The organism is Pseudomonas sp. Irchel s3b2 (assembly GCF_900187445.1).
Classification (GTDB): Bacteria; Pseudomonadota; Gammaproteobacteria; order Pseudomonadales; family Pseudomonadaceae; genus Aquipseudomonas.
Window position 1 is genome coordinate 362317 of the sequence record NZ_FYEB01000002.1, and the last position, 17065, is coordinate 379381.

Genomic DNA, 17065 nt, shown 5'->3' on the forward strand with positions numbered 1-17065 from the left:
GGTTATGGGTGATCGGCACGACTATGTGGCCCTCGAATGGGTCAAAGGCGAGATTGCCGAAACGCTGAAACAGGCTCATCAGGCGATCGAAACCCTGATCGACGACCCGCAGGCGACGCACACGCTGAGTGAGTGTCTGGCCTGTGTCCATCAGGTTCACGGTAGTTTGCAGATGGTCGAGTTCTACGGCGCGGCCCTGCTCGCCGAAGAAATCGAGAAGCTGACCAGCGCCTTGCAGCAAAACCGCATCAGCCATCGCGACGAGGCGATCCATCTGTTGCTGCACGCCTTGGGGCAATTGCCGACTTACCTCGACCGGGTGCAAAGCGCCCGTCGTGATTTGCCGCTAGTCGTGTTGCCGTTGATCAATGACCTGCGCAGCGCCCGCGGCGAAAGCCTGTTGTCGGAAACCAGTTTGTTCAGCCCGCAACTGCCGGACCTGCCGCCCCTGAGCGAAGAAGCCCTGGCGCTGCTGGAACCGTCCGACTTGCCGAATGTACTGCGCAAGTTGCGGCAGATGTTGCAGATGGCGCTGGTCGGCTTGCTGCGCGAGCAGGATAGCGAAACCCACTTCGGTTATCTGGCCAGGGTGTTTGCGCGCCTCGAAGCGTTGTGCGGCAATGCGCCCCTGAGCCCGTTATGGCAAGTCGCTTCGGCGCTGGTCGAAGGTATGCGCAATGGCTCGATAGCCAACAGCCCGGCGTTGCGCAGCCTGTTCAAGGACGCCGACAAAGAGCTCAAGCGTTTGCTCGAACAGGGCATGCCCGGCATCAATCAACCGGCGCCGTCCGAGCTGCTCAAAAGTTTGTTGTTCTATATTGCCAAGGCCGAACACCTCACCGGGCAGATGCTGACCATGAAAGATCGCTACTCACTTGACGACGCGCTACCCGACGGCGCGATGGTCGATGAAGAACGGGCAAGGCTGGCCGGCCCTGATCGCGATGCCATGCGCTCGGTATTGGCGGCGCTGTGCGAAGAGCTGGTGCGGGTCAAGGAGCGCCTGGACCTGTTCGTGCGCAGCGACCGTCAGCACACCTCGGACCTCGAAAGCCTGCTGGCGCCCCTGCGGCAAATCGCCGACACCTTGGCGGTGCTCGGTTTCGGCCAGCCGCGCAAGGTCATCATCGATCAACTGGCGGTGGTGCTGAGCCTCGCCCAGGGCCAGCGCGAACCCAACGACGCGACCCTTATGGATGTCGCCGGAGCCTTGCTCTATGTCGAAGCGACCTTGGCCGGCATGGTCGGCACCGTGGAGCCGGAAAGCCAGGAAGACAGCCGTCTGCCGACCACCGACCTGACGCAGATCCACCAGATCGTGATCAAGGAAGCGCGCATCTGTCTGCAACAGGCCAAGGACATGATCGTCGACTACATCGACGCCGACTGGGACCGCCAGCATTTGCAATCCTTGCCGGCATTGCTGACCCAAGTGCGCGGCGCGCTGGCGATGATTCCGTTAGCCCGCGCGGCGAGCCTGGTCGAGACCTGCAACGGCTTCATCCGCGAGCATCTGCTGGTGGACCCGGGCCAGCCCGGCTGGCAGCAACTGGACAGCCTGGCCGACGTCATCACCAGCATCGAGTATTACCTGGAGCGCCTCGGCGACGACCCCGAAGCACCGGGGGAACACCTGCTTGATGTCGCGGAAAAAGGCCTGGCCTCACTCGGCTTCTTCCCCCGCGAACAGCAGGTGCCGATGCTCAAGGATGTGCTCAACCCCAGTGAAGCCCTGGTCATGCAGGACATGCAGGAACTGGACGACCCCGAAATCGTTCAGTCCCTGGCCGATGTGCTGGCCAGTCCTGTGTCGTCGGTCAACCCACCAGCGCTGATCACGCCGGGTAGCCTGTTGCCGCCACCCGCCGGTGAAGAACCGGTGGATGATGAGCTGCGGGAAGTCTTCCTCGAAGAGACTGACGAGGTGCTGGAAATCCTTGAGGAGTATCTGCCGCGCTGGTCGGCCAATCCCGACAACACATCAGCCTTGGTTGAATTACGCCGCGCCTTCCATACTCTCAAAGGCAGCGGCCGGATGGTCCGTGCGCTGGTGCTGGGCGAACTGGCGTGGGCGGTGGAAAACCTGCTCAACCGTGTGCTTGAACACAGCGTCGCACCTTCGCCTGCGGTGCAACAACTGGTGGGCGATGCGCTGAAGCTGCTGCCGGAACTGGTGGCCGAGTTCGCCGCCAATGCCCAGCGCCAATGCAACGATGTCGATCAATTGGCCGCCCGCGCCCATGCCCTGGCCAAGGGTGATAAGCCGGTGTCCGATGAGGACGTGCAGGATGTCGCGGCGCTCGATCCACTGTTGCTGGAGATCTTCCGCAACGAAGCCGAAACCCACTTGAGCAGCCTCAATCGCTTCCTCGATCAGGCCGCCGAGCATGTGCCGCTTCAGGCCAGCGACGAGTTGCAGCGAGCCTTGCACACACTCAAGGGCAGCGCCTCGATGGCTGGCGTGCTGCCGATTGCCGAGCTGGCGGCATCGCTGGATCAACTGGCCCGAGAGTACAAGGCGCACCGAATTGCCCTCGACCTGGACGAAGTCGAATTGCTGCTGGAAGCCGAAGGGCTGTTCCGTCTTGGGCTGCGACAACTCAAGAGCGATCCGCTGGCCGAAATTCCCGACGCCCGCTCGTTGATCGAGCGAACCCACACAGTGCTGACCGAGCGTCTGCAAAGCCTCTTGAGCGCGCCCAGCACGGGACTGCGCATCAAGCGCGACCCGCAACTGATCAACAACTTTCTCGCCCAGGGCATGGACATCCTGCTGGACGCCGAAAGCCTGTTGCAGCGCTGGCAACAGCATCCCGGCGAGCGGCAGGAACTCAGTGCGCTGCTGGACGAACTGACCATCCTCGGCGAAGGCGCGCACCTGGCCGATCTGCATCCGGTGGATGAGCTCTGCGAAGCATTGCTCGACCTGTATGGCGCGGTGGAAGAAAGCAGCCTGGCGGTCAGCGACAGGTTTTTCCACGAGGCGCAAAGTGCCCATGAAGCGCTGATCAACATGCTCGACGAACTGGCCGCCGGCCAGGAAGTCACTGCGCAACCGGAGCGCGTTCGGGCCTTGCGCGGCTTGCTCGATGAGAGTCTCGATCCATCCTCCATGGGCCTGATTCGTAGTGACGGCAGTCGCACCCTGAGCATCCGCGAATTGGGCAGCGCCACCGCCGAACTGGAGCAGAGCGCGACCCAGGTTGAGCTGGACGACGAAATCGTTTCGATCTTCCTTGAAGAAGCGGTGGATATCCTCGAAAGCGCCGACCAGGCCTTGCAGCGCTGGCTGAGTGACCCGGACAACGCCGCGCCGCTGTCGTCCTTGCAGCGCGATTTGCACACCCTCAAGGGCGGTGCGCGGATGGCCGAGGTCGAGCCGGTCGGCGATCTTGCCCATGAACTGGAAAGCCTTTACGAAGGCCTGGTGGACCGCCGTTACAGCCACAGCGAAGCGCTGGCGCAGTTGCTGCAACACAGCCATGACCGACTGGCCATGTTCCTTGATCAGTTGCAGCACAATCGTCCATTGGGTGACCCGCGCGAATTGATCGAAGCCATTCGTGAGTTTCGTCAGGGCAATGCTGGCAGCGTCGAGGCGATCGAACCAGCGGCCAGCAATGACTCGGCGGGTCATGATCCCGAGCTTCTAGAGATCTTCCTCGAGGAAGGTTTCGACATCATCGAAAATTCCGGCGCGGCGCTGTTGCGCTGGCAGGCCGAGCCGTCGAATCGCCAGGAAGTGGAAACCCTGCTGCGCGATCTGCACACCCTCAAGGGTGGCGCGCGGATGGTGGAGATTGTGCCGATTGGCGATCTGGCCCATGAACTGGAATTCCTCTACGAAGGCTTGTCGGCGGGCGTGCTGCAACCCACCGCCGAGCTGTTCTCGTTGTTGCAACGCAGCCATGACCGACTGGCGCAAATGCTCGACGCCACCCGCGCCGGTCAGCCATTGCCGCCGGCCGATCGGTTGATCGACGCGATCAAGAATTTCAGCCATCCGGCAGTGCCCGAAACATCGGCACCCGTAACGCTGCCCGTAGCGCCCAAAGCCGAGCCAACCGCGCTGCAACCGGAAGGCACCGATACGGTCAAGGTCTCGGCGGAGTTGCTCGACGACCTGGTCAATCTGGCCGGGGAAACCTCGATCTTCCGCGGGCGCATCGAACAACAGGTCAACGACGCACGGGTGGCCCTGAGCGAGATGGAAACCACCATCGAGCGCATGCGCGACCAGTTGCGTCGCCTCGATACCGAAACCCAGGGGCGGATTCTCAGCCGTCAGCAGGTCGAAGCCGAACGCCTGGGGTACGAAGAGTTCGACCCGCTGGAGATGGACCGTCACTCGCAGCTGCAACAGTTGTCTCGGGCGCTGTTCGAGTCTGCCTCCGACCTGCTCGACCTCAAGGAAACCGTCGAGCAGCGTAATCACGACGCGGAAAACCTGCTGCAACAGCAGGGCCGCATCAACACCGAATTGCAGGAAGGCCTGATGCGTACGCGCATGGTGCCGTTCGAGCGAATGCTGCCGCGTTTGAAGCGCATCGTTCGGCAGGTCGCCAGCGAGCTGGGCAAGGACGTGGACTTCGTCGTCGGTAACGCCGAAGGCGAGATGGACCGCAACGTCCTCGAACGCATGGCCGCGCCGCTGGAGCACATGCTGCGCAACGCCGTCGACCATGGGCTGGAATCGGCCGAGGTGCGTATTGCGGCCGGCAAACCGGCTCAGGGCAAGATCACTCTGGATTTGTCCCGAGAGGGCGGCGACATCATTTTCGACATCCGCGACGATGGTGCCGGCGTGCCTTTGGATGCCGTGCGGCGCAAGGCGATCAAGCGCGGATTACTCCACCCGGACAGCGATATCAGCGACCGCGACGTGCTGCAATTCATCCTGCAACCGGGGTTCTCCACCGCCGAAAAAATCACCCAGATCTCCGGGCGTGGCGTCGGCATGGACGTGGTTCACGAAGAGGTCCGGCAGCTCGGCGGCGGCATGATCATCGACTCTGTGCCTGGGCAGGGCGTGCACTTCCGGATTCGCCTGCCGTTCACCGTGTCGGTCAACCGCGCGCTGATGGTGCAGTGCGCAGAGGATCAATACGCGATCCCGCTGAACACTATCGACGGCATCGTGCGTGTATTGCCCAACGAACTCGAAGGGCATTACCGGCTCGATCCGCCGACCTACGAATATGCCGGGCAACGTTACGAGTTGTGCTATCTCGGCGAGCTGCTGAAAACCAGCTCCCGCCCGAAACTGCTGGGCCAGAGCCTGCCGTTGCCGGTGTTGCTGGTGCAATGCAACGAGCGGCACGTCGCGGTGCAGGTGGATGCCATGGCCGGCACCCGGGAAATCGTGGTCAAAAGCCTTGGCCCGCAGTTCGCCGCGGTGCAGGGTTTGTCCGGCGCGACGATTCTCGGTGATGGCCGGGTGGTGCTGATTCTCGACTTGCTGGCGCCGATCCGCGCCATGCAAGCGCAGGTGCCGTCACGGCCTGTGACGCAGGACGTAGAGCCCGAATCGCAACGACCGTTGCTGGTGCTGGTGGTCGACGATTCGGTCACCGTGCGCAAGGTCACCAGCCGTTTGCTGGAACGCCACGGCATGAACGTGCTGACCGCCAAGGACGGTGTCGACGCCATGTTGCTGCTCGAAGAACACATGCCCGACCTGATGCTGCTGGACATCGAAATGCCGCGCATGGACGGCTTCGAAGTGGCGACCCAGGTACGCGCCGACGAACGCTTGCAGCATCTGCCGATCATCATGATCACCTCCCGTACCGGCCAGAAACACCGCGACCGCGCCATGGCCATTGGCGTCAACGACTACCTCGGCAAGCCGTATCAGGAATCGGTGCTGCTCGACAGCATCGCCCGGTGGAGCAAAACCCATGCATGAACACCGCTCCAGCAATCTCACTGGGCTTTTATTGCCCTTGGCTGATCGCAACCTGATCCTGCCCAACGTTGCTGTCGCTGAACTGATCGATTACCAACCCGGCGCCTTCGACCTCGACACACCGCCGTGGTATCTGGGGTTGGTGAAGTGGCGGGATCGGCAGATTCCGTTGCTCAGTTTCGAGTCGGCGTGTGGCAACAAAGTGGTGATCGGTGAGCGAGCACGGATCGTCATCCTCAACGCCCTCGGCGGGCGGCCTGAGCTGAAGTTCATTGCACTGCTGGTGCAGGGGATTCCGCGGTCTTACAAGCTGGATAGCCAGTTGAGCTATGTCGATGTGCCGTTGTGTTCGCTGGAGCAGGCGGCGGTGCAGGTGGGGGAGCAAGTGGCGAAGGTGCCTGACTTGCTCGCGCTGGAGGAGTTGCTTGTAAGTGCTGGTCTGGTCTGACCGGACCCCCTCGCCACAGGGGTTTGTGCGTTAAACCCCGGCCTGAGCCTTCATCTGCAACGACTCATGATGATCCAGCACCCGCTCCACCAACAACTGCACGCCATCTGCCAAACGGCTGAGCGCCAAGGCGACAGAGCGGCGTGAGCCCTCCACATCGTCCGCCAGATCGGCCGCAATGGCGCTGATGGACAGCAGGTCTTCGGAGGCATTGGCCAGAAGGGCTTCGGTGTCGATATCGGGGGAGACGGTGAAGAGCTGGGACTTGCGGCGTTTGGCCGGTTTTTCGTGGGGTGACGGGAAGTAATGGGAGAAGGCGCGGTCGGCGGCTTCCTTGAATTTCTCGGCTTCGAGGGATGCTTGGGAATCGACGCCGGTTTCCGGGGGATTGGGAGTAGCTTTGAACATAGTGAAGCTCCATTTAATGAGTTTCAGCTGCTCCATCGGGTTCCAATCGAAGGGGTGGCAGCTGTACGCGGGCTGGAACCCGGGCAAACGGACAAAACCCGACAGACACTAAGGTCTCCCGCGCACAGCCGCCATAACGGAATGCACACATTAAAGGTGCGCAAGCATACGTTATGAAAGGCGCTTTTGCCTCGTTAACACCACGGGGTTCCAATCCCGGTCGCTGAGCTTGCAGCGACCTCCAAACGATAGAGATCAACGCAAAACCGCACCAGTCAGCGGGTTCCGGCATTGCTGTAGGCAGCGACGCCAGATTGCGTAGCCTCACACCGTTCCTGCGGACAAACTTTTAAACACAAAACCCCAAGCGGTCGGACCTCGCCACAAAGGTTTCTGGCTTGAAGATTCCCAAAAAGGGACCTATCGTTCCTTTTTTGGGACTTATCGGTCGTTGCCGTGAAAAACCTGTCATTGAGCGAAGCCTTGTTCACCACCACCCAGCAAAAAGTGCTGGGCCTGCTGTTTGGTAAACCCGACCGTAGTTTTTATGCCAACGAAATCGCCCGCTGGGCTCAAGTGGGTAAAGGCAGCCTCATGCGCGAGCTGGATCGGTTGCAGCGGGCAGGCGTGCTGACCATGACCCGTCAGGGCAACCAGACCCACTATCAAGCCAATCCCGACTGCCCGATCTATGCGGAACTGCTGGGCATCGCCCGCAAAACCTTTGGTATTGCCGAACCTCTGCGTCAGGCGCTCCAACCCTTTGCCGAACAGATTACTTGGGCATTTGTGTACGGCTCTATCGCCAAGGATCAGGCAAACGCATCCAGTGACATTGATCTCATGCTGATCGGCGAGGGCCTGCACTACAGTGAAGTGATGGAGCGGCTTATACCGATGGAAGAGCAGTTGGGCCGCGTCCTCAACCCGACGCTCTACACCCCCGACGACTGGGCCGCAAAACTGGCGGCTGAAAATAGTTTTGTCGTGCGGGTAGCGCAGCAGGACAAGATCAACCTGATGGGGGGAAACCCTTTGGAGTCCAAGGATGGGCAGCAACGAGAACCTGGAAAACCTGTTACGTAGCGGTGGGCTGAAAGCTGAGCCGCCGGATCGCAAGGAGTGCGAAGGGCTGATGCGTTCGGCTGTGGATCGATTGAAAGACGCGCAAACGTCTTCGCTTTCCTTCGCGAGTCGTTTCGACCTGGCTTACAACGCTGCCCATGCCCTTGCACTGACGGCTCTTCGCTTGTGCGGCTACCGTTCAGACAAGCGATATCTGGTGTTTCAGTGCCTGGTTCAAACCGCTGATATTGGCAAAGTACAGGTTCGGCTATTCGCCCTGTGTCATGAGCGACGAAACCTGGCGGAGTACGAAGGCTATATGGATGAAGATCCGGCGTTGTTGACGCAGCTATTGGAAAGCACCGCGCAGCTGCAGATTCGTGTGCAGCAGTTGACCGGACTGTAATGCTCCGCCATTGAAAACTGCGGGGATTATTTCTGGCCTCTTCGCGGGCAAGTCGGATCGCCGCACCGCTCGCTCCTACGGATTGGTGTGATATGCGGTTTCTGTGAACGACATATACCTGGAGCGAGACTTGCCCGCGATGCAGGCGACATGGCCGAAAATCAAAATCAAAAGATCGCAGCCTTCGGCAACTCCTACGGGGGTGTCGTGTTCTGAAACATTGCGCTTTTAACCTTGAGGCCTGAGCCTTGCGCGCTGCGGTAACGAATTTGAGGTGAGCAACACATGTATCACGGGGAAAGATTGAATGCCTGGACGCATCTGGTCGGGGCGGTGGCGGCGTTTGTCGGGGGCGTGTGGCTGCTGGTGATCGCCAGTATGGACGGCAGTCCGTGGAAGATCGTCAGCGTGGCAATTTACGCGTTCACCTTGCTGGTGCTCTACAGCGCGTCGACCGTTTATCACAGCGTGCGCGGGCGCAAGAAAGCGATCATGCAGAAGGTCGATCATTTTTCGATCTACCTGCTGATTGCCGGCAGTTACACACCGTTCTGCCTGGTGACCTTGCGCGGGCCATGGGGCTGGACACTGTTCGGAATTGTCTGGGGGCTGGCGCTGATCGGTATCCTGCAAGAAATCAAACCCCGCTCGGAAGCGCGGATTCTGTCGATCGTTATTTACGCGGTGATGGGCTGGATCGTGCTGGTGGCGGTCAAGCCGTTACTGGCGGCACTGGGGCCAGTCGGCTTTACCTGGCTGGCGTCGGGCGGGGTGCTGTACACCGTGGGGATTGTCTTTTTTGCGCTGGACAGCCGTTTGCGCCATGCCCACGGGGTCTGGCATCTGTTTGTGATTGCCGGGAGCTTGCTGCACTTTGTGGCGATTTTGTTTTATGTCCTTTGAGGCTTCTAAGGGATCAAGCGATCCAATTGCGCCTGAGCCCGTCGGCTGAACACCTGCAACAAATCGCTCAAGGTGTGTGGCGGCGGTTCATCGGCGCGGGTCACTGCGTACAGGGTGATCGGTAGCGCCGGGGCCAGAGGACGAATCGCTGTGGCGGCAGGGGACGCGCCGAGCGCGGTGAACGGGTCGATCACTGCTAGCCCGGCACCGGATTCAACCATCGCCCGCGCCAGCGAATAGGTCTGCACCGCGATGCGTACCTTTGGCGGCGGATCGACCGCCTCAAGGTAGCTGTCGAGTCTGGCGGCCAGCGGGTCGGCGCTGGACAGACCGATCAGCGGCGCGCCGGCCAGTTCAATCAACGGCAGCGGTTTACCGTGAGTGTCGTCAGGCCAAAAGCCCTTCGGCGCCAGCGCCACCAGCATCCCACAGGCCAAGGCCTGCGCCTTCAGGCCCGGATGATCGGGCAGTTGCAGCGTCAGGGCGACATCCACTTCGCGCATCAACAGGTTCTGCATCAGCTCGCGGCTGTGGGCGCTGGACAGTTCGCAGGCGATTTCCGGGTAGCGTTGCGTCCATTCGTTGATCGCCGGAGGCAGCAGCGACAAGGCCAGCGCCGGGATCGCGCCAATCCGTACACTGTGGCCGGGCTCGCGGCGCAGGCTCTGGGCCAGACGTCGCACGCCTTGCAGGCTTTCGGTGACCTTGTCGACTTCGCGCTCAAGTTCCAGGGCTTCGGGCGTCGGCTGCAATTTACCGCGCACCCGCAGGAATAACGCAAAGCCCAGTTGCTGTTCGGCGTGTTGCAGCACTTTGCTCACCGCCGGCTGCGACACGTGCAGCAACTGGGCGGCGCCACTGACCGAACCGGTCTGGCGAATGGCCTGAAAAATCTCGATGTGTCGCAGTCGCATGGCAAGTCCATAACCTTTGTTTATGGGTCAGCCATCTTTATGCATTGTTCAACGGCTGTCACCTGGTCCTAACCTGAAGCACGTTCCAACAACGCTTAAGGACAGACATGGCTCAGCGGGTTTGCATCATCGGTGGCGGCGTCATCGGACTGACAACGGCTTACGCACTGGTTCGCGACGGCGTCGACGTGACGCTGATCGAGGCCCGGGATTCGTTTGCCAGCGAAACCAGTTTCGCCAACGGCGGCCAGTTGTCCTACCGCTATGTCGCGCCACTGGCCGATGCCGGCGTACCGTTGCAGGCGCTGGGCTGGATGTTGCGCGGTGATTCGCCCTTGAAGCTGCGTCCGCGTCTGGACCCAGCCCAGTGGCGCTGGATGGCGTCCTTTCTGGCGGCTTGCCGTCGTTCGGTGAATCAGCGCAACGGCGCACATCTGCTGCGCCTGGCGTTGCTGAGCCAGGCCACGCTGCAAGGCTGGCGCGACGAAGACCGCCTCGACGGTTTCGACTGGCGGCGCAACGGCAAACTGGTGACGTTTCGTGAAACGGCGAGTTTCGAGCATGCGCGCCAAGGGCTGGCCGATCCGCGACAGCAACAGGTGTTGTCCCGGGCCGAGTGCGCTCAGCTGGAGCCGGCACTCGCCGAGGCGCCGTTCGTGGGCGCGATCTACACGCCCGATGAAGAAGTCGCCGATTGCCATGCGTTCTGCCAGCAACTGGTGGCCCGGCTCAAGGCGTCGGGGCGTTGCGAGTTTTTGCTGGGCCGCACGGTTACCGGCATTCGTCACGGAGACGGCGCGGTACAGGCCATCGAAATGGGCGCGCAGGTATTGCCGGTTGAGCAATTGGTGATCGCTGCCGGTCATCGCAGTCCGGCGCTGGCGTTGCCGGGCATGAGCCTGCCGCTGTATCCACTCAAGGGCTATAGCCTGACCCTGCCGATCCGCGCCGAACATCGCGCGCCAGAGCTGAGCATCACCGATTACAACCGCAAGATCGTTTACGCCCGGATCGGGGCACAACTGCGCATAGCGGCGATGGTCGACATTGTCGGTTTCGACCCGGCACTCGATCCCAAGCGTCTGGCGCTGATCAAGCGCCAGGCGCAGGAAACACTGCCCATTGCCGGCGATTACGACGCCGCCATCGAATGGGCCGGCATGCGCCCGGCGACTCCCAGCGGCGTGCCGTTGATTGGTGCCACGACGTACCGCAACCTCTGGCTCAACCTCGGCCATGGCGCCTTGGGCTTTACTTTGGCCTGCGGTAGCGCTCGGCTGCTGAGTGAGTTGATTGCCCGGCGCGCACCCTCGATCGAAATGCAGGGCCTCGCACCCCGCGTCGCCTGACTTGCAAAGGAAGAAGAACCGATGAGCATCAAGCGTTTCAACAGCAACAGTCGACTCTCTGGCGCCGTGACCTATGGCGAGCTGGTGTTTCTATCGGGCCAGGTGCCGGGTGACAGCCACGACGCTGCTGGCCAAACCGCAGAGGTGCTGGCGAAAATCGATGGGTTGCTGGCCGAGGCTGGCAGCGACAAGGATCACTTGCTCAGCGCGACCATTTACCTGAGCGACATAGGCCGCGATTTCGCCGCCATGAACGAGGTCTGGTCACTATGGTTGTCGCCTGACAAGGCGCCGACCCGCACCACATTGCAGGCGCAACTGGCCCGTCCAGAGGTTCTGGTGGAAATCACCGTGATCGCCGCCCGCCGCTAATCACCCTACCCACAACGGAGAATAACAATGCAAAAAATCACGTTGATCGGCTGCACCCTCGGCCTGCTGCTTGGCAGTCAGGTCCAGGCCAATGAAGCGCCACTGACCGGCACGCTGAACAAGGTCGCCAATGCCAAGAGCATCACGCTGGGTTATCGCGACGCGTCAGTGCCGTTCTCTTACGTGGGTGATCACACGGGGCAGCCGATGGGTTATTCGGTGGATCTGGCGAGCAAGATTGTCGAGCGCATCAAGCAAAAACTCGAGCTGCCGGATCTGCAGGTGAAGTACAACCTGGTGACCTCGCAAACACGCATTCCGCTGGTGCAGAACGGCACGGTTGACCTTGAATGCGGCTCCACCGGCGTGACCGCCGAGCGCATGCAGCAAGTGGCGTTTTCTTACGGGTTTATCTACGTGAAGGGGCAATTGCTCACGGCGAAGGACAGCGGCATCAAGCGCTTCGCCGACCTGCGCGGCAAGAACGTTGTGACCACCGCCGGCACCACCAATGAGCGGTTTCTGAAGAGCTACAACGTCGATCACAAGATCGATATGTTCGTGATCAGCGCCAAGGACCACGGCGAAGCATTCCAGATGCTGCAGTCAGGGCGGGCAGCGGCGTTCTATATGGACGATGCGCTGCTTTACGGTGAGCGGGCCAAGGCTCGTGATCCGCATAAGTGGGTCGTGGTGGGCGAGGAGCAATCGCGGGAAATCTATAGCTGCATGGTGCGCAAGGGCGATCCGCAATTTCTCGAGTTGGTGAATTCGACGCTTGCCGATTTGTACAGCTCAGGGGAAATCAACGGCATCTACAACCGCTGGTTCCAGCAGCCGATTCCGCCTAAAGGTTTGAACCTTGAGTTTCCGATGACCAGTGAGTTGAAAGCGATTATCGCCAAACCGGTGAGTGATCCGGTGCAGTAGGATCGTTCCCACGCAGAGCGTGGGAACGATCATGGGGTTAGAAGTCGCCCCACAACTGTTGGGCTACCGCCAACGCCACCACCGGCGCGGTTTCGGTGCGCAACACGCGAGGGCCGAGGCGGGCGGCATGAAAACCGCCGGCCTTGGCCTGCTCGACTTCAGCGTCGGACAACCCGCCTTCCGGGCCGATCAGAAACGCCAGCGTCGCCGGTTTCGCATGGCTCACCAGCGGCTCGGCCACCGGGTGCAGCACCAGCTTCAATTCGGCCTCGGTCTGCTTCAGCCAATCGGCCAACAGCAGCGGCGGATGAATCACCGGCACCGATGAGCGCCCGCATTGCTCGCAGGCGCTGATCGCCACCTGACGCCAGTGCATCAGGCGCTTGTCGGCGCGCTCGTCCTTGAGGCGGACTTCGCAGCGGTCAGTGAAGATCGGGGTGATTTCGCTGACGCCCAATTCGGTGGCTTTCTGAATTGCCCAGTCCATCCGCTCACCACGGGACAAGCCCTGGCCGAGATGGACCGCCAGCGACGACTCGACCTGCCCGGCGAAGCTTTCATCGATGCGCACCGAGACGCGCTTCTTGCCGACTTCCGCCAACGTGCCGCGAAACTCATGGCCCGAGCCGTCGAACAATTGCACCGCATCACCCTCGGCCATGCGCAGCACGCGGCTGATGTAATGGGCCTGGGCTTCGGGAAGCTCGTGTTCGCCGATGCTCAAGGGGGCGTCGATAAAGAAGCGGGACAGTCTCATCAATGGTCTCTGTAATTCGTCTGAACTGATCGTTCCCACGCTCTGCGTGGGAATGCCTCACCGGACGCTCCGCGTCCGCTTTTGGGACGCGGAGCGTCCCCGGCTGCATTCCCACGCAGAGCGTGGGAACGAGAGAAACTAGCCCGGATCACGGTAGCCCGGATGAAAGTCCTTCGGCACCGCCACGCTGATGCTGTCACGGGTGGCGATGTCGATGCCTTCGCTGGCCACTTCGGCCAGAAAGTCGATCTGCTCCGGGGTAATCACGTACGGCGGCAGGAAATACACCACGCTGCCCAACGGCCGCAATAAAGCACCACGCTCCAGCGCATGCTGGAACACTCTCAAACCGCGACGTTCCTGCCACGGGTAAGCGGTTTTGCTGGCTTTGTCCTTGACCATCTCGATGGCCAGGACCATACCGGTCTGGCGCACTTCGGCAACGTTCGGGTGATCGGCCAGGTGCGCGGTGGAGGAAGCCATGCGCTGGGCCAAGGCCTTGTTGTTCTCGATGACGTTGTCTTCTTCGAAGATATCCAGGGTCGCCAATGCGGCCGCACAGGCCAGCGGATTGCCGGTGTAGCTGTGGGAATGCAGGAAGGCGCGCAGGGTCGGGTAGTCGTCGTAGAAGGCGCTGTAGACCTCATCGGTGGTCAGGCAGGCCGCCAATGGCAGGTAACCGCCGGTCAGGGCCTTGGACAGACAGAGGAAGTCCGGGCGGATGCCGGCCTGTTCGCAGGCGAACATCGTTCCGGTGCGGCCGAAGCCGACGGCGATTTCATCGTGGATCAAGTGCACGCCATAACGATCACAGGCTTCGCGCAGCAGCTTGAGGTACACCGGGTGATACATGCGCATCCCGCCGGCGCCCTGAATCAGCGGCTCCAGAATCACGGCGGCCACGGTGTCGTGGTTGTCGGCCAGCGTCTGCTCCATGGCGGCGAACATATTGCGCGAGTGTTCTTCCCAGCTCATGCCCTCGGGGCGCATGTAGCAATCGGGGCTCGGCACCTTGATGGTGTCCATCAGCAGGGCTTTGTAGGTTTCGGTGAACAGCGGCACGTCGCCCACCGCCATCGCCGCCATGGTTTCGCCGTGGTAACCGTTGGTGAGGGTGACGAAGCGCTTCTTGTTCGGCTGGCCGCGGTTGAGCCAGTAATGAAAGCTCATTTTCAGCGCGACTTCGATGCACGACGAACCGTTATCGGCGTAGAAGCACCGGGTCAGGCCTTCAGGCGTCATCTTCACCAGACGCTCCGACAGTTCGATCACCGGCTGATGGCTGAAACCGGCGAGGATCACGTGTTCCAGCTGATCGACCTGATCCTTGATGCGCTGGTTGATCCGCGGGTTGGCGTGACCGAACACGTTGACCCACCAGGAGCTGACCGCGTCGAGATAGCGTTTGCCTTCGAAGTCTTCCAGCCAGACGCCTTCGCCGCGCTTGATCGGGATCAGCGGCAGCTGTTCGTGGTCTTTCATCTGGGTGCAGGGATGCCACAACACCGCGAGATCGCGTTGCATCCACTGATTATTCAGGCCCATGTTCAGTCTCCTCGAGGCGGCTCGCTTGGTGCGCGGGCAAACAATCGCGCAAGCCTATGCAATGCGCGTCATCGGGACAACCCATTGTGTCGATTGAGCTACTTTGTATAGGTGGATAGACGTCGCTGGCGGCCTTTTGATGGCTGACGTATTCTTCGCGGTTCTTTGAGTCGTCTGACTCGTAAAACCGCTATTTCCTCGTGTATTTCCGGAGTTCGCTGAATGTCTGCTGGTTGGCTGCGCGCCTGTGCGCTGGTGATGTTGGGGCTGTTCAGCGTTTCGGCGCTGGCCAAGGATAAAACGGTGATCGTGGTCGGCGGCGGGCTTTCGGGCCTCACCGCGGCGTACGAACTGCAGAACAAAGGCTGGCAGGTCACCCTGCTGGAAGCCAAACCGACTTTGGGCGGTCGCTCCGGCATGGCCACCAGTGAGTGGGTCGGCAACGACAAGACCCAGCCGGTGCTGAACAAGTACATCTCGACGTTCAAGCTGACCACCACGCCAGCCCCTGAATTCGTACGCACCCCAGGCTATCTGATCGATGGTGAATACTTCACCGCCGCCGATCTGGCGACTAAACAGCCGGCCACCGCCGAAGCGCTGAAACGCTACGAAAAGACCCTGGATGATCTGGCGCGCTCGATCGAGGACCCGCAAAACCCGGCCGCCAACAGCACGCTGTTTGCCCTGGACCAGATCAACGTGTCCAACTGGCTCGATCGTCTGAATCTGCCGACCACTGCGCGTCAGTTGGTGAATCAGCAGATTCGTACCCGCTATGACGAACCTTCGCGCCTGTCGCTGCTGTACTTCGCGCAACAGAGCCGCGTCTACCGTGGCGTTGCCGACCGTGACCTGCGCGCCTCGCGTCTGCCTGGCGGCAGCCCGGTGCTGGCCCAGGCTTTCGTCAAACAACTGAAAACCATCAAGACCAGCTCCCCGGTTTCGGCCATTACTCAGGACAAGGACGGGGTGACCGTCAAAGTCGGCAGCGTTGGCTATCACGCGGACTACGTCGTGCTGGCCGTGCCGTTGCGCGCACTGAACAAGATTCAGATGACCCCGGCGCTGGATGCTCAGCACCTGGGCGCGATCAAAGGCACCAACTACGGTTGGCGCGACCAGATCATGCTGAAGTTCAAGACGCCGGTGTGGGAAAGCAAGGCGCGCATGTCAGGCGAGATCTACAGCAACGCCGGTCTGGGCATGTTGTGGATCGAGCCGGCCCTGAAGGGTGGCGCCAACGTGGTGATCAACCTGTCCGGCGACAACGCGCGCGTGATGCAGGCCTTCGGCGACAAGCAGATGGTCGATCAGGTACTGATTCGTCTGCACGCCTTTTATCCACAGGCACGCGGTTCGTTCACCGGTTATGAAATCCGTCGCTACAGCACCGACCCATCGATGGGTGGCGCTTACCTGGCCTTCGGCCCGGGCCAGATCAGTAAATACTGGCGCCTGTGGGAGCGTCCGCTGCAACGTGTAGCCTTTGCCGGCGAGCACACTGATACCTTGTACCCAGGCACTCTGGAAGGCGCGTTGCGCACCGGTCAGCGTGCGGCCAGTCAGGTAGAAGACCTGGCGGCGGGCAAATCGTTTGAGCCGGCGAAAGTTGTTCCGGCGGCGACCGCAGCAGCGGCAGGTGCAGTGGCGGCGAAGAAAGGCAACTTCTTCAGCAATCTGTTCGGTGGTTCTGACGACAAACCGGCACCGACCAAGGCGCCAGAACCAGTGGCACCGGTTGCTCCCGTGCCGGCCCCAGTAGCTGCGCCGGCCCCAGCACCAGTACCGGTTGAGCCACCGAAGCCAGCGGTGCCGGTGAAAGCCGAACCGGTCAAGAAAGCTCCCGTGAAAAAGCCGGCGGCTAAAACCGAGACCAAAAAAGCGCCGGTCAAGGCGACGGCGAAAAAGACTGAACCCGTGAAGAAACCGGTGGCCAGTACCGCTGCGAAGATCCCGGCAACGACTGAAACCAAGACGCAGTAGGAGCGGGCTTACCCGCGAAGACGGCGGTACAGTCAACATTGATGTTGCCTGACACACCGGTTTCGCGGGCGCGC

At 61.2% G+C, this 17065-nt stretch carries 13 protein-coding genes; 9 read left to right on the forward strand and 4 right to left on the reverse strand.

From position 1 onward, the window contains the following. The first annotated feature begins 4 nt into the window (after nt 1-4). Together CKW20_RS08545 and CKW20_RS08550 are read left to right on the forward strand one after the other, a co-directional pair. The gene (locus tag CKW20_RS08545; protein WP_095052536.1) at nt 5-5908 is read left to right on the forward strand and encodes an Hpt domain-containing protein; all 5904 of its coding nucleotides are present in this window, start codon (nt 5-7) and stop codon (nt 5906-5908) included. Beyond that, entirely contained in the window at nt 5901-6356 is a 456-nt protein-coding gene (locus CKW20_RS08550) for a chemotaxis protein CheW (RefSeq protein WP_095052537.1), read from the forward strand. The genes CKW20_RS08545 and CKW20_RS08550 overlap by 8 nt, the downstream gene beginning before the upstream one ends. Nucleotides 6357-6386: 30 nt before the next feature. Here the strand turns inward: CKW20_RS08550 and CKW20_RS08555 are convergent, their stop codons facing one another. Continuing rightward, nucleotides 6387-6764 (reverse strand): DUF6124 family protein, encoded by a 378-nt coding sequence (locus tag CKW20_RS08555; protein WP_095052538.1) that lies wholly within the window; start codon nt 6762-6764, stop codon nt 6387-6389. A 456-nt stretch (nt 6765-7220) separates the two neighbouring features. Here CKW20_RS08555 and CKW20_RS08560 point away from each other — a divergent pair, with 456 nt between their 5' ends. The 3 genes from CKW20_RS08560 to CKW20_RS08570 all read left to right on the forward strand — a co-directional run bounded on the left by CKW20_RS08560 (nt 7221) and on the right by CKW20_RS08570 (nt 9138). Continuing rightward, the gene (locus tag CKW20_RS08560) at nt 7221-7850 is read left to right on the forward strand and encodes a nucleotidyltransferase domain-containing protein (RefSeq protein WP_095052539.1); all 630 of its coding nucleotides are present in this window, start codon (nt 7221-7223) and stop codon (nt 7848-7850) included. Next, nucleotides 7813-8235 (forward strand): hypothetical protein, encoded by a 423-nt coding sequence (locus CKW20_RS08565; RefSeq protein ID WP_095052540.1) that lies wholly within the window; start codon nt 7813-7815, stop codon nt 8233-8235. The genes CKW20_RS08560 and CKW20_RS08565 overlap by 38 nt, the downstream gene beginning before the upstream one ends. 285 nt (nt 8236-8520) lie before the next feature. Further along, nucleotides 8521-9138 carry a hemolysin III family protein gene (locus CKW20_RS08570; RefSeq protein WP_038981005.1) on the forward strand — a complete coding sequence of 206 codons (618 nt, stop codon included), beginning with the start codon at nt 8521-8523 and terminating at the stop codon, nt 9136-9138. 5 nt (nt 9139-9143) lie between these two features. On the opposite strand, the gene CKW20_RS08575 is transcribed toward CKW20_RS08570, so the two are convergent. Beyond that, nucleotides 9144-10052 carry a LysR family transcriptional regulator gene (locus tag CKW20_RS08575; RefSeq protein ID WP_095052541.1) on the reverse strand — a complete coding sequence of 303 codons (909 nt, stop codon included), beginning with the start codon at nt 10050-10052 and terminating at the stop codon, nt 9144-9146. A 107-nt stretch (nt 10053-10159) separates the two neighbouring features. On the opposite strand from CKW20_RS08575, the gene CKW20_RS08580 reads away from it, so the two are divergent. Genes CKW20_RS08580 through CKW20_RS08590 form a run of 3 tightly spaced genes read left to right on the forward strand, consistent with a single transcriptional unit; the run spans nt 10160 to nt 12703 of the window. Beyond that, nucleotides 10160-11401 carry a D-amino acid dehydrogenase gene (locus tag CKW20_RS08580; protein ID WP_095052542.1) on the forward strand — a complete coding sequence of 414 codons (1242 nt, stop codon included), beginning with the start codon at nt 10160-10162 and terminating at the stop codon, nt 11399-11401. A 21-nt stretch (nt 11402-11422) separates the two neighbouring features. Further along, on the forward strand, nt 11423-11773 hold the full coding sequence (locus CKW20_RS08585) for a RidA family protein (protein WP_095052543.1): 351 nt from the start codon (nt 11423-11425) through the stop codon (nt 11771-11773). Nucleotides 11774-11800: 27 nt separating this feature from the next. Then, entirely contained in the window at nt 11801-12703 is a 903-nt protein-coding gene (locus CKW20_RS08590) for a transporter substrate-binding domain-containing protein (protein ID WP_052965021.1), read from the forward strand. A 37-nt stretch (nt 12704-12740) separates the two neighbouring features. On the opposite strand, the gene CKW20_RS08595 is transcribed toward CKW20_RS08590, so the two are convergent. Together CKW20_RS08595 and CKW20_RS08605 are read right to left on the reverse strand one after the other, a co-directional pair. Then, a complete protein-coding gene (locus tag CKW20_RS08595; protein WP_095052544.1) occupies nt 12741-13460 on the reverse strand; it encodes a 16S rRNA (uracil(1498)-N(3))-methyltransferase in 720 nt (239 codons plus the stop codon). Nucleotides 13461-13598: 138 nt separating this feature from the next. Beyond that, nucleotides 13599-15005 carry an adenosylmethionine--8-amino-7-oxononanoate transaminase gene (locus CKW20_RS08605; protein WP_095052546.1) on the reverse strand — a complete coding sequence of 469 codons (1407 nt, stop codon included), beginning with the start codon at nt 15003-15005 and terminating at the stop codon, nt 13599-13601. A gap of 222 nt (nt 15006-15227) precedes the next feature. On the opposite strand from CKW20_RS08605, the gene CKW20_RS08610 reads away from it, so the two are divergent. Further along, nucleotides 15228-16991, forward strand: a complete 1764-nt coding sequence (locus CKW20_RS08610) for a flavin monoamine oxidase family protein (protein WP_095052547.1) — start codon at nt 15228-15230, stop codon at nt 16989-16991. Nucleotides 16992-17065: the final 74 nt, after the last annotated feature.

Bases quoted from the DNA above. Each gene is read 5' to 3' on its own strand.
- CKW20_RS08595 (WP_095052544.1), bottom strand. From the start codon at position 13,460: ATGAGACTGTCCCGCTTCTTTATCGACGCCCCCTTGAGCATCGGCGAA.
- CKW20_RS08550 (WP_095052537.1), top strand. From the start codon at position 5,901: ATGCATGAACACCGCTCCAGCAATCTCACTGGGCTTTTATTGCCCTTG.
- CKW20_RS08555 (WP_095052538.1), bottom strand. From the start codon at position 6,764: ATGTTCAAAGCTACTCCCAATCCCCCGGAAACCGGCGTCGATTCCCAA.
- CKW20_RS08610 (WP_095052547.1), top strand. From the start codon at position 15,228: ATGTCTGCTGGTTGGCTGCGCGCCTGTGCGCTGGTGATGTTGGGGCTG.
- CKW20_RS08570 (WP_038981005.1), top strand. From the start codon at position 8,521: ATGTATCACGGGGAAAGATTGAATGCCTGGACGCATCTGGTCGGGGCG.
- CKW20_RS08545 (WP_095052536.1), top strand. From the start codon at position 5: ATGGGTGATCGGCACGACTATGTGGCCCTCGAATGGGTCAAAGGCGAG.
- CKW20_RS08580 (WP_095052542.1), top strand. From the start codon at position 10,160: ATGGCTCAGCGGGTTTGCATCATCGGTGGCGGCGTCATCGGACTGACA.
- CKW20_RS08590 (WP_052965021.1), top strand. From the start codon at position 11,801: ATGCAAAAAATCACGTTGATCGGCTGCACCCTCGGCCTGCTGCTTGGC.
- CKW20_RS08605 (WP_095052546.1), bottom strand. From the start codon at position 15,005: ATGGGCCTGAATAATCAGTGGATGCAACGCGATCTCGCGGTGTTGTGG.
- CKW20_RS08575 (WP_095052541.1), bottom strand. From the start codon at position 10,052: ATGCGACTGCGACACATCGAGATTTTTCAGGCCATTCGCCAGACCGGT.
- CKW20_RS08565 (WP_095052540.1), top strand. From the start codon at position 7,813: ATGGGCAGCAACGAGAACCTGGAAAACCTGTTACGTAGCGGTGGGCTG.
- CKW20_RS08585 (WP_095052543.1), top strand. From the start codon at position 11,423: ATGAGCATCAAGCGTTTCAACAGCAACAGTCGACTCTCTGGCGCCGTG.